This window comes from Blautia aquisgranensis (assembly GCF_040096615.1).
GTDB classification, from domain to species: Bacteria; Bacillota; Clostridia; order Lachnospirales; family Lachnospiraceae; genus Blautia_A; species Blautia_A aquisgranensis.
Window position 1 is genome coordinate 92,058 of the sequence record NZ_JBBMEJ010000006.1, and the last position, 12,496, is coordinate 104,553.

General features: G+C 44.9%; 10 protein-coding genes. 9 read left to right on the forward strand and 1 reads right to left on the reverse strand.

What is annotated here, in order from left to right; all coding sequences use genetic code 11:
* Window positions 1–6 precede the first annotated feature (6 nt).
* From ftsY to WMO28_RS06670, 8 genes are all read left to right on the forward strand, one after another.
* On the forward strand, window positions 7–945 hold the full coding sequence (gene ftsY / locus WMO28_RS06635; RefSeq protein ID WP_178645251.1) for a signal recognition particle-docking protein FtsY: 939 nt from the start codon (window positions 7–9) through the stop codon (window positions 943–945).
* An 8-nt stretch (window positions 946–953) separates the two neighbouring features.
* The gene (gene ilvA / locus WMO28_RS06640; protein ID WP_178645252.1) at window positions 954–2,165 is read left to right on the forward strand and encodes a threonine ammonia-lyase; all 1,212 of its coding nucleotides are present in this window, start codon (window positions 954–956) and stop codon (window positions 2,163–2,165) included.
* Between the two features lie 150 nt (window positions 2,166–2,315).
* On the forward strand, window positions 2,316–4,154 hold the full coding sequence (glmS, locus tag WMO28_RS06645; protein ID WP_178645253.1) for a glutamine--fructose-6-phosphate transaminase (isomerizing): 1,839 nt from the start codon (window positions 2,316–2,318) through the stop codon (window positions 4,152–4,154).
* Window positions 4,155–4,178: 24 nt separating this feature from the next.
* Complete coding sequence (locus WMO28_RS06650) at window positions 4,179–4,571, forward strand: pyridoxamine 5'-phosphate oxidase family protein (protein WP_178645254.1); 393 nt, start codon at window positions 4,179–4,181, stop codon at window positions 4,569–4,571.
* Window positions 4,572–4,864: 293 nt separating this feature from the next.
* Complete coding sequence (locus WMO28_RS06655; RefSeq protein ID WP_349056454.1) at window positions 4,865–6,466, forward strand: ATP-binding protein; 1,602 nt, start codon at window positions 4,865–4,867, stop codon at window positions 6,464–6,466.
* A gap of 156 nt (window positions 6,467–6,622) precedes the next feature.
* Window positions 6,623–8,431 carry a Na/Pi cotransporter family protein gene (locus tag WMO28_RS06660; protein WP_349056455.1) on the forward strand — a complete coding sequence of 603 codons (1,809 nt, stop codon included), beginning with the start codon at window positions 6,623–6,625 and terminating at the stop codon, window positions 8,429–8,431.
* 162 nt (window positions 8,432–8,593) lie between these two features.
* Window positions 8,594–9,415: a TrmH family RNA methyltransferase gene (locus WMO28_RS06665; RefSeq protein ID WP_349056456.1), complete on the forward strand. Its 822-nt coding sequence runs from the start codon at window positions 8,594–8,596 to the stop codon at window positions 9,413–9,415.
* Complete coding sequence (locus WMO28_RS06670) at window positions 9,369–9,632, forward strand: hypothetical protein (protein ID WP_349056457.1); 264 nt, start codon at window positions 9,369–9,371, stop codon at window positions 9,630–9,632. The genes WMO28_RS06665 and WMO28_RS06670 overlap by 47 nt, the downstream gene beginning before the upstream one ends.
* Window positions 9,633–9,725: 93 nt before the next feature.
* Here WMO28_RS06670 and WMO28_RS06675 read toward each other — a convergent pair whose 3' ends face one another.
* Window positions 9,726–11,273, reverse strand: coding sequence for a PucR family transcriptional regulator (locus tag WMO28_RS06675; protein WP_349056458.1), 1,548 nt, complete (start codon window positions 11,271–11,273; stop codon window positions 9,726–9,728).
* 201 nt (window positions 11,274–11,474) lie between these two features.
* On the opposite strand from WMO28_RS06675, the gene WMO28_RS06680 reads away from it, so the two are divergent.
* Window positions 11,475–12,470 carry a uroporphyrinogen decarboxylase family protein gene (locus WMO28_RS06680; RefSeq protein ID WP_349056459.1) on the forward strand — a complete coding sequence of 332 codons (996 nt, stop codon included), beginning with the start codon at window positions 11,475–11,477 and terminating at the stop codon, window positions 12,468–12,470.
* Window positions 12,471–12,496: the final 26 nt, after the last annotated feature.

Genomic DNA, 12,496 nt, shown 5'->3' on the forward strand with positions numbered 1-12,496 from the left:
ATCAGTATGGCAGAAGAAAAAAAAGGATTTTTTAAACGTCTGGTAAGCGGACTTACCAAAACGCGAGACAATATCGTTGCCGGTTTTGATTCCATTTTCAGCGGATATTCCAGTATTGATGATGATTTTTATGAAGAGCTGGAAGAGATCCTGATCATGGGAGATATCGGCATCAATGCTACCACCTCCATTCTGGAACATCTGAAAGAACAGGTGGCAGAGCAGCATATCAAGGAGCCTTCTCAGTGCAAGCAGCTTCTGATTGACGGAATCAAGAATCAGATGCGTGTGGACAGCACAGAGTATGAGTTTGAGAACCGTAAATCCGTGATCCTGGTGATCGGTGTCAATGGTGTAGGTAAGACTACATCCGTAGGCAAACTGGCCGGCAAGCTGAAAGACCAGGGTAAGAAAGTTATCCTTGGAGCAGCGGATACTTTCCGTGCAGCAGCAGGTGAGCAGCTGACACAGTGGGCCAACCGTGCAGGTGTTGAGATCATCGGCGGTCAGGACGGCGCAGATCCGGCATCTGTTGTGTACGATGCAGTGGCAGCAGCCAAGGCCAGAAATGCTGATGTGCTGATCTGTGATACAGCAGGAAGACTTCACAATAAGAAGAACCTTATGGAAGAGCTTCGCAAAATTTACCGTATTCTGGAACGCGAATACCCGGAAGCATATCTGGAAACGCTTGTAGTTCTTGACGGAACCACAGGTCAGAATGCACTTTCTCAGGCAAGACAGTTTGCAGAGGTGGCGAATGTAACCGGAATCATTCTTACCAAACTTGATGGTACAGCGAAAGGTGGAATTGCAGTAGCGATCCAGTCTGAGCTTGACATACCAGTAAAATACATCGGAGTAGGCGAGAGTATTGATGACCTGCAGAAATTTGACGCAGACGCATTTGTAAACGCCCTCTTTGACGTAGAAGAAAGGAGCTAAATATACAAATGCTTACATTAGAAAGCTTTGAAGAAGCGGCAGCAAAAGTAAAAGAAGTGACACAGGAAACAAAGCTGATATACAGCAGCTATTTCTCTGACATGACAGGAAATAAAGTTTACCTGAAACCGGAGAACATGCAGAGAACAGGTGCATATAAAGTACGTGGTGCATATTACAAGATCAGCACACTTTCTGACGAGGAGAGGAACAAAGGCCTTATTACAGCATCTGCAGGAAACCATGCACAGGGTGTTGCCTATGCAGCACATAAATATGGCGTGAAGGCAGTAATTGTTATGCCGACCACTACACCACTGATCAAGGTGGAGCGTACCAAGAGCTATGGTGCAGAGGTCATCCTTCACGGAGATGTATACGATGAAGCCTGTGCACATGCACTGCAGCTTGCAGAAGAGAACGGCTATACATTTATTCACCCGTTCGATGATCCGGCAGTTGCAACAGGACAGGGAACCATTGCCATGGAGATTGTACAGGAGCTTCCTCTTGTAGATTATATCCTCGTTCCAATCGGTGGTGGCGGACTTGCAACCGGTGTTTCCACACTGGCCAAGCTCCTCAATCCGCATATCAAAGTTATCGGTGTTGAGCCGGCAGGGGCAGCCTGCATGAAAGCATCCCTGGAGAAAGGTGAGGTCGTAACACTTCCTCACGTAAACACTATCGCAGATGGTACTGCAGTACAGACACCGGGAAAAAATATCTTCCCATATATTCAGGAGAATCTGGACGACATCATCACTATCGATGATGACGAGCTGATCGTAGCATTCCTGGATATGGTAGAGAACCATAAGATGATCGTGGAGAACTCCGGACTTCTTACAGTAGCAGCTCTTCGCCATCTGGATGTCAAGAATAAGAAGATTGTATCCATCTTAAGCGGCGGAAACATGGATGTGATCACCATGTCCTCTGTTGTACAGCACGGACTGATCCAGAGAGACCGTATCTTTACCGTATCTGTTCTCATTCCGGACAAGCCGGGCGAACTGGTACGTGTGGCAAGTGTCATAGCCGAGAATCAGGGAAATGTTATCAAACTGGATCACAACCAGTTTGTAAGCACCAACCGAAATGCAGCTGTAGAACTTAGAATCACTATGGAAGCATTCGGTACAGATCATAAGAATCAGATTGTTGCAGCACTCGAGAAAGAAGGCTGCAGACCGAGAGTTGTGCGGGCAATCCTGTAAAACCAGGTTGCCAACCATAGCTGACACGTGCTATACTGTAGTCGGTTATGATGCAATAACAGAAACGTATACCGGGCTGTTGCATATAATGTAGCAGCCCGGTCTTTTGTGAAAAAATACTTTTTATAGAAAAGAAAGGACAGAATCAATATGTGTGGAATTGTAGGATTTACAGGCAAGCACCAGGCAGCTCCGATCCTTTTAGATGGACTTTCAAAACTGGAATACAGAGGATATGACTCCGCCGGAATCGCAGTGCGTAACGGCGATGGTGAGACAGAAGTGATCAAGGCCAAGGGAAGGCTTAAGGTTCTCGCCGAGAAGACGAACAACGGCGAATCTGTAGCCGGAACCTGTGGAATCGGTCACACCAGATGGGCGACTCACGGCGAGCCATCTGAGAATAATGCACATCCGCATGTGACAGACGACGGAAATGTAGTAGCTGTTCACAATGGAATCATTGAGAATTATCAGGAGCTGAAAAATAAGCTCATACGCAAAGGTTATACATTCTATTCTGAAACAGATACAGAAGTCGCAGTCAAGCTGATAGATTATTATTATAAGAAATATGAGGGAACACCGGTAGACGCGATCACACATTCCATGGTACGTATCCGTGGTTCCTATGCCCTTGCGATCATGTTCAGGGATTATCCAGGCGAGATTTATGTAGCCAGAAAAGACAGCCCGATGATCCTTGGTATCGCAGAAGGCGAATCCTATATTGCCTCTGATGTACCGGCAATCCTGAAATACACCCGAAATGTATATTATATCGGCAATCTGGAGATGGCGCGGGTGAAAAAAGGAGAGATCACTTTTTACAACCTGGATGGAGATGAAGTCGAGAAAGAAATGAAAACCATTGAATGGGATGCAGAAGCAGCCGAGAAGGCAGGCTATGAGCATTTCATGATGAAAGAGATTCACGAGCAGCCGAAAGCAGTACTGGATACTCTGAACTCCGTGCTTAAAGATGGAAAAATTGATCTGACAGAGGTCGGACTGGAGGAAGAAGCCATTCAGAAGATCCAGCAGATCTATATTATTGCTTGCGGCTCTGCTTATCATGTTGGAATGGCAGCCCAGTATGTGCTGGAAGACCTGGCTCAGATTCCGGTAAGAGTCGAGTTGGCATCGGAATTCCGCTACCGCAAAATGGTTCTCAACACCAACAGCCTTGCAGTGATCATCAGCCAGTCAGGTGAGACAGCAGACAGCCTTGCAGCTCTTCGTAAATGTAAGGAAAAAGGGATCCGCACACTGGGAATCGTCAATGTAGTAGGCTCCTCCATCGCACGAGAGGCAGATAATGTGTTCTATACACTGGCAGGCCCGGAAATTTCTGTGGCAACCACCAAGGCATACAGCACACAGCTGATCGCATCCTATGCCCTTGCGATTCAGTTCGCAAAAGTACGCGGAACGATCACAGATGAAGCATATGACAACTATCTGGCAGAGCTTCAGACACTTCCGGAGAAGATACACAAAATCCTGGAAGACAAGGAGCGTATCCAGTGGTTTGCAGCAAAACAGGCTAATGTGAAGGACGCTTTCTTTGTAGGAAGAGGAATCGACTATGCTATCAGTCTGGAAGGCAGCCTTAAGATGAAGGAGATCAGCTACATTCACTCTGAAGCGTACGCAGCAGGTGAGCTGAAACACGGAACCATCTCTCTGATCGAGGATGGAACTCTTGTGATCGGTGTGCTGACCCAGCCGGATCTTTACGAAAAAACCGTCAGCAACATGGTAGAATGTAAGAGCCGTGGCGCATATCTTATGGGACTTACTACTTTCGGCAATTATAACATTGAGGACACCGCAGACTTTACAGTCTACATTCCGCAGACGGATCCGCATTTTGCCACTTCTCTGGCAGTCATCCCGTTACAGTTACTTGGATATTATGTAAGTGTAGCCAAAGGACTGGATGTAGATAAGCCTAGAAATCTGGCTAAGAGTGTTACGGTGGAATAATTAACTACAGAAAGGAACCTGGACATGGAACAGGTAGAAAAATTTTTAAAAGAAGCAGAAACATATTATCTGGCAACGGTAGAAGGCGATCAGCCTAGAGTTCGCCCATTTGGTACGGCGCATATTTTTGAAGGCAAGCTTTACATTCAGACAGGTAAGAAGAAGGATGTTTCCAAACAGTTGCACATGAACCCAAAGGCTGAACTTTGTGCTTTCAAAGGTGGTGAGTGGATTCGTGTTGCTGGTGAACTGGTCGAGGACGATCGTATTGAAGCGAGACAGTCTATGCTGGATGCTTATCCGAGCCTGCAGAAAATGTATTCCGCAAATGATGGAAATACGGAGGTATTTTACTTCAAAAATGCTACTGCCACGATTTGCGCCTTTACTCATGAACCGGTTGTGATTAAGTTTTAACCGGATTTTGTAAAATAATTAAAACTGTCAAGTGCCTCGAGCACGGTATGGAAATACTGCAGAAGTTCTGACGTTTTTGTATCAAACCGTGCTTTGAGGCACTTGCTGCAATATTTTTACCGGCAAAAGTATACTGACACAGAAAAGGGATACCTCATGAAGAAGAATACACGTATAATTATAAACCATGTGCTGGCTTTGCTGATTCTGCTGGGAATCGCAGTGCCAGTTTTGTTTACCACAGAGCGGATGGATTTTTTTCGAAAGAACCTGTTGTGGAAACGAAGGTGAAAATGAATGGAGAGGATGCTCCGGTTTTGAAAATCGCAACGGACTATGATTTCTGTCCGAATTCTTATATTAATAAAGAGGGAGATCTGTCCGGACTTTACATTGAGGTTATGACAGAAGCAGTTAACCGTCTTGGGATGAAGCCGGTTTTTGAAACTTCCAACTGGATGGGATGCCGTAAGATGCTTACAGATGGTGATGTGGATGTCCTGCCTGGACGGGAGTTTTTTTCCAATATGGAAGGAACGTTGCGGACGATACTAGTGTGCTCCGATGAATTGCGTGTATATGAAAAGAAAAAGATCGACAGTGCGGCAGCTCTTGCCGGAAAAAAAGTGGCATTAATGGCAAGATCTGTGATTGAGACTACCTACGATCTGCAGTGCAAATATGTGGAATATACGATAAACACAGAGATTCTTGAGGCGGTGGAAAACGGAGAGGTAGATTACGGAATCTGTCATGGTGCGGTTGCCACCAAGATTATAGAGAAGAATGATTTTCACCTTGTCTCAGGACTGAGCATTGCGAAGAGTTATCCTGCTCTTGCAGTGCGGGATGATCAGTCAGAACTTCGAGATAATCTGAATAATACGCTGCAGGAAATGTCATTAGATGGAACAATCGGACATCTGCAGGATAAATGGATCACAGAGTTTACCAGAAATACATCTTTATCTTATGTTCTGAAGCATAATGCAATATTTTATGTTACGTTTATCATAAGCATTATCGTACTTCTGGTTATTGTAATCGCTTTCCGGGTGGTATACGATTATCAGGAGAAATATATCAATATTCTGCTGGAATACCAGGAGAAGCTGAAACGCTCAAATGAGGAGAAGCAGCAGGCCAATCGTGCAAAGAGCGAATTTTTATCCCATATGTCCTATGATATCCAACATCCGTACCTGCTTGGAAGTCCGGCACATCTCAGACGGATTCTCCTGAATCTGATCAGCAATGCTTTGCGTTATAACAAGCCGGAGGGCTCGATTGACGTATATATCAGTGAACTGAACAGTGATGACAGATATGCTTCGTTTGAGTTGAAGGTACAGGATACAGGTATCGGTATGAGCAGAGAATTTCTGGAAAAAAGTCTCTTCAAACCTTTTACACAGGAAGATGACCGTGTACGTACGGAGTATTATGGAACCGGACTTGGAATGTCCATTGTAAAAGAGCTCGTAACTGGTATGAATAGTACGATACAGGCTGAAAGCGAGCCTGGAAAGGGGACGACTTTTACGATCCGGCTGTCGCTGAAGATCAATCACGATGCAATACAGCAGCAGAATGTGTTGGGGAAACAGTCTCATGATATTAGCGGAATGCGACTTCTGGTTGCAGAGGATAATCAGCTGAACCTTGAGATTATACTGTGTATGTTGGAATTGGAAGGGGCAGAAGTAGTGTCTGTGCAGAACGAACAAGAGGCAGTAGAAGAATTTGAAGCTTCCGCGCCCGGAACTTATGACGCGATCCTTATGGACATTATGATGCCGGTTATGGATGGACTGGAGGCTGCAAGGAAGATTCGAGGATTATACCGGAAGGATGCAGGTACGATCCCGATCATTGCCAGGTATAAAAAAATATAATCTTTTGTTGTAATCTGGGATTTGATGTGGCATAATAAATAGGAAAATGTTAAAAATAAGAAAAATCCAGGTTAAGAAAATGTAAAATGACATTTTCAGGAGAACACTGCTCCTGACCGATCATGGCAGGATGCGAGTATGACAAAGGAGAAAATTATGGCGATTTTTTCAATGATCTTATCTTTGTTATGTGGAGTATCATTATTTCTTTTCGGAATGTCCCTGATGGGCGATGGTCTGAAGCTGGCAGCAGGTAACAAGCTGGAAGCTTTTCTTTACAAGATGACCAATACTCCGCTGAAAGGTGTCGCACTTGGTACAGGTGTTACCAGTGTGATTCAGTCGTCCTCTGCGACGACCGTTATGGTAATCGGTTTCGTAAACTCTGGTATGATGAAGCTGAAACAGGCAATCGGTATTATCATGGGAGCCAATATTGGAACCAGTATCACAGGCTGGATCTTATGTCTTTCCTATATTGAGGGATCCAACGGAATCGCAAGTATTCTTTCCACAGCAACGATTTCTGCTGTTGTGGCTGTAGTTGGTATTATTTTCCGTATGTTCTGTAAGCGTACCTTACATAAGAATGTAGGAAATATCATGCTTGGTTTTGCCATTCTGATGACTGGTATGCAGATGATGAGTGGTGCGGTTTCTCCGCTGCGGGAGAGCCCGGTATTTATCAAGATGCTGACGATGTTTTCCAACCCGATCGCAGGTATCCTGGTTGGTATTGCTTTTACAGCAGTACTGCAGAGTGCTTCTGCGACAGTTGGTGTGCTGCAGGCTCTTTCCGTAACCGGAATCCTGACTTTTGCAAGTGCATTTCCAATCGTCCTTGGTATCGGTGTTGGTGCAGCCTGTCCGGTCCTGATCTCTGCGATCGGAGCTAATAAGAATGGTAAGAGAACAGCACTTGTATATCTGATCAATGACCTGTTCGGTCTGATCCTGTGGTCTGTGATCTTCTATACTGTGAATGCGTTCGTACATTTTTCCTTTATGGATATGACCATGACACCGGTAGCAATCGCACTTCTGAACACAGTGTTCCGTCTGGCAACCGTTATCGTACTGTTCCCGTTTATTCCGAAGATCGAGAAGCTGGTATGCTGGCTTGTTAAGGATAACAAGGAGGATCTTGAGGATGAGGCTGATTTTGATCTTCTTGAGGAGCGCCTTCTGAATTATCCGGCTCTTGCCATTGCACAGTGCCACCGTGTTATGAACGGTATGTCCAAGAAGCTTCGCAAAAATGTCAACAGAGCCATGAATCTTCTGAATGACTATCAGCAGGACAAATACGATAAGGTACAGCGCAAGGAGGATCTGATCGATAAATACGAGAGCCGTCTTGGTGAATATCTGATTCAGCTTACGAAACGTGAGATGAATACTGCACAGACAAGACAGGCTTCCCTGTATCTGCATACGATCAGTGACTTTGAGCGTATCGGTGATCATGCTTCTTATATTGCGCATATGTCCAGCGAGATGCATGATAATCACACGAATTTCTCTCAGGAAGCGTGGGATGAGCTGAATATTGTCATGGAGGCTGTTCGTGAAGAGATCAATATGACCTGTAATGCATTTATGAAGGATGATAAGGAACTGGCACAGAGAGTAGCACCTCTCGGAGCCGTGATCACTGGTCTTTGCGATATGCTGAAGATGAGTCATGTAGAGCGTCTCAGCCAGGGCAAATGTGGTCTGGAAGAGGGAACAGTATTCAGTGATATCCTGAACAGCTTCTGCCGTATTGCAACACATTGTGCAAGTGCAATGGTAGCACTTGTGAAGAGTAGTGAGGAGAGTTCTGATATGCACATTCACGATTCCAAGATCTATCCGACAAACAGTACAGAGTATTATTCCTATTTTAATGAATACAGCCAGAAATATGACCTTGGCAAGCAGGAAGGTCATATGCTCAGCATGGAGCCTGAGGAAGTTGAATAAGATGAGTTATGAGGCGGATTTTTATCTGCCTCATTTTTTTCGATTTACAGTGTCTTTCAGACCAAAAATCTGGTAAAATACTTTCTGGAAATATATTGATTCAATGATTAAGAGATACGATATTCCAATTCAAGAAAGTAGTAGTGTCAGGAGAATTTATTTATGTCAAATATTATAGAAATCACAGATTTTAATGCGCCGGAGCTGGACGTGTATGCCAGAATTTCCGAAGTACAGCTTCTGAATCGGGCGGAGCCGGAGAAAGGAATCTTTATCGCGGAGAGTCCGAAGGTGATCGAACGGGCACTGGATGCGGGATGTGAAGCGATTTCTTTTCTGGTAGAACATAAGCATATCGAGGGAGAGGCACGGGAACTGATTCGGCGATGCGGAGAAATACCGGTTTACACAGCGGAGTTTGATGTGCTGACGCAGCTGACAGGTTTTAAGCTTACAAGAGGAATGCTTTGCGCTATGAGAAGACCTTTGCTTCCGGGAATCGATGAAGTATGCAAAAATGCTCACAGGATCGCGGTTCTGGAGAATGTGGTAAATCCTACGAATATAGGAGCAATCTTCCGTTCTGCGGCAGCTCTTGGAATGGATGCGGTGCTTCTGACGCCGGGCTGCAGCAATCCATTGTATCGCCGTGCGATCCGGGTCAGCATGGGAACTGTTTTTCAGATTCCGTGGACTTTTTTTGACGAAAAGACAGACTGGAAAACTGATGGGATCTGCAAGATTCAGGAGATGGGATTTAAGACAGCTGCCATGGCGCTGAGAGAAGATTCTGTGGATATTGATGATCCGAAGCTTCTTTCGGAGGAGAAGCTGGCGATCGTTCTGGGAACAGAAGGAGATGGACTTGCCACGGAGACAATCGCAGATTGTGATTATACAGTTTGTATTCCTATGGCGCATGGGGTGGATTCACTGAATGTCGCAGCGGCCAGTGCGGTTGCATTCTGGCAGCTGGGAAGATAATAAAAAGAGGGAGGAACTACATACGAAAAAATTTCTTGAGGAATTCAAGGCGTTTGCACTGCGTGGCAATGTCATGGACATGGCTATTGGTGCGAAGAAGGAAGAAGAAGCGGCACCGACTACCAAGGTATGTCCGTTCTGTAAGAGTGAGATTGATATAGAAGCTACACGCTGTCCGCACTGTACATCTGTTCTGAATGAAACAGAAGAAAAATAGTATCAGACAGGAGTGGCTTGTAATATTCTGATATTGAAAAAAGTCCCCATTAACTGCTTATTGCAATTAAAACAGTAGATGGGGACTTTTTTGTCAGTTTTTTGAAGGCGTGTTGCCTCGATTTTCGCTTTCCATATCCATCAGATGAAAAGAAAGCAGCAGATATAAGATTTCATCCCGGTCAGTAAGGTCAGAATCCAGAAAAGCCTTGATTTTATCCAGACGGTAAAGCAGCGTTGTCCGGTGGATGAACAGTGCGTTGGCAGTATGAGCAATATTCTGGTTGTGTTCCAGAAGACAGCGCAGGGTATCGTAGAGATGTGACTGACCGGCTTCGTCCTTGTATTTCATGGCCAGTAGCTTTTCGTGACAGACCATGTAGGCTGGCAGTTTTCGGGTAGCCTGCTCCAGAATGTAGGGCAGAGCAATGGTATTAAAGTGATGAATGCTTTCGGCAGGATTTTTGCGTTTGCCGACCTGGAGAGCAACGGAGGCCTGGATGTACTGTCTGTGAAAATTAAAATGTCCCAGCATTTTCCGGCTGTATCCGGCACTCAGCATGCTGCTTTTGATGAACCCCTCGATTTTATCGGAAATCTCATGAACGGTCATGGTACAAAGGTCGAGATTGATAAAAAGAATGGCATTTCCCTTATATTCGGTCGCACAGCTTGCTGGAATTGTATTTTCAAGGTAATTGCAGATGGCATTAAGCGTCAGATTTTTCTGATCAATAAGCCCGGTCTGTACCAGAATACACAGATACATATGGGAGGAAAGCCATCCGACATTGGTCAGCTGCTGGCTGATCTTTACATAGTCTGCACCTGGATCTGTGAGGATCGAGATAAAGATCTGATGCAGCGGAAAGGCTTTGTCCCGGTTGTGCATGATACCTGTGGAGAGCGCATGGGACACCATCTGGGAAAGATATTCCAGGATAAATCCAAAGGTGTCATCCAGTGGTGCCTCCCCCGTAGAAAACATCAGCCGGTATACGGCTTTGTCGTTATTGGAAATATTCACACAGAGAGCCGGAACAGAAATACCATTTCCTGGATAGTAGAAGTAGCCTGTTTTATAAAAAGCATCCTCATAATTGGGATCCTGTTTCAGACTGTCTACCAGGGTCCAGGAAGCTTCACTGGAGCCCAGTACGGAGTTTGAAAGACCGTCGAGCGGCCAGCTCCGGGAAGCGATGATCGTGAAATCCATGCCGATCAGCATCATGGGATTCGGTATGATACAGTCTGTCAGATCCAGAAGTTCCTGTATGGAGGCGTTTCTGAGCCGGGAATCCATAAGAGACTGGTTCCACTGGTCATACAGAAGAAAAATTTCCTGCAGCCTGTTGAGAACTGTGTTGGCAGGGATATCCTCCGGGATAATACACATATTGGGCTGGGAAAGACCGGAATTCCGGTATTCGGTTCCAACCATCAGAAAAAGAATGTTCTTCGGGTGACGGAAGGTTAACTGAAAGTCAGGATCCGTGACAAGATAGATTCTTCCATCCTTAAGTGGAACCTGCCTCTCATAGCAGACAGGGCAGGAAAGAACGGGGGAAACATCCAGTCTTGAGGTATGTATGGGAAAAGATTTCTGCAGATGATAGCAGATTAGCTTAGCACTGAGCTTCAATAGAAATCCTCCTTCCTATATTTTGTAGGAAAATATACAAATAATCACCATATTATGATGAATTGTGATTCTTCTGATTTTCAGTATAATAGAATCATAAAGAAAAAACAAGTGCAGAAATAAGCCTTTTCATGGGGTGTAGCAAAACAGGTGCGGAGAAAAAAGGCTTTCCTGCATTATAAAGTAGCGGAGGTGTTTTTTATGTTGACAAAAAGACAGAATATGATGGAAGTAATCCGTGGTGGAAATCCAGACCGTTTTGTAAAACAGTATGAAGGACTGACTTTTGTCCTGAATACACCGTATCAGCTGGAATATCCGATGATGCCCGAGGGACCGGGAGCATCTACTGTTAAATGCGGATGGGGCTATTACAATTCCTGGCCTGCAGGAACTCCGGGAGCTTTTCCGCTTCATGACCCGGAACATCTGGTATGCCCAGATGTAACTGAATGGAAGAAATATGTAAAAGCACCGGATGTCAATTATACAGCAGAGGACTGGAAACCATGCCAGGAGACAATTGCGGGAATCGACCGTAATGAGACAATGGTTGCAGCTCTGATCGCACCGGGAGTTTTTGAAATGTGCCATTACCTCTGCGAGATTCAGAATACCATGATGAATTTTTATGAAGAGCCGGAAGCAATGCATGAGCTGATCGAGTACATTACAGAGTGGGAGCTGAAATGGGCCGAGCAGATCTGTACTTATATGAAACCGGATGTTATTTTCCATCATGACGACTGGGGAACGCAGAATTCCACATTCATCAGTGTAGATATGTTCCGTGAATTTTTCCTGGATTCCTACAAACGTATTTATGGTTACTATCACGATCATGGTGTAGAGCTGATCATCCATCATAATGACAGTTACAGCGCAACACTGGTTCCGACGATGATTGAGATGGGAATCGATGTATGGCAGGGATGTATGTCTGTAAATGATCTTCCGAAGCTGATCAAAGAATACGGCAAGGACATCACATTTATGGGTGGTATTGATAATGGTAAGGTAGACCGCTTCAACTGGACACAGGAAATGATCGAGGAAGCTACAGATCAGCTGTGCAGAGACTGTGGCAAGCTTCATTTTATTCCATGTACCACGCATGGTCTTAACTTCTCCTGCATCCCGGGAGTTTACGAGGCTGTAGACAAAGAAATCGATAAGATGACAAAAGAACTCTTCTGACTAGAAACAAGGGTAAATGTTAATAA

Coding starts and splice junctions, on each gene's coding strand:
- WMO28_RS06655 (WP_349056454.1), top strand. CDS start 4,865: ATGAATGGAGAGGATGCTCCGGTTTTGAAAATCGCAACGGACTATGAT.
- ilvA (WP_178645252.1), top strand. CDS start 954: ATGCTTACATTAGAAAGCTTTGAAGAAGCGGCAGCAAAAGTAAAAGAA.
- WMO28_RS06680 (WP_349056459.1), top strand. CDS start 11,475: ATGTTGACAAAAAGACAGAATATGATGGAAGTAATCCGTGGTGGAAAT.
- glmS (WP_178645253.1), top strand. CDS start 2,316: ATGTGTGGAATTGTAGGATTTACAGGCAAGCACCAGGCAGCTCCGATC.
- WMO28_RS06665 (WP_349056456.1), top strand. CDS start 8,594: ATGTCAAATATTATAGAAATCACAGATTTTAATGCGCCGGAGCTGGAC.
- WMO28_RS06660 (WP_349056455.1), top strand. CDS start 6,623: ATGGCGATTTTTTCAATGATCTTATCTTTGTTATGTGGAGTATCATTA.
- ftsY (WP_178645251.1), top strand. CDS start 7: ATGGCAGAAGAAAAAAAAGGATTTTTTAAACGTCTGGTAAGCGGACTT.
- WMO28_RS06650 (WP_178645254.1), top strand. CDS start 4,179: ATGGAACAGGTAGAAAAATTTTTAAAAGAAGCAGAAACATATTATCTG.
- WMO28_RS06670 (WP_349056457.1), top strand. CDS start 9,369: ATGTCGCAGCGGCCAGTGCGGTTGCATTCTGGCAGCTGGGAAGATAAT.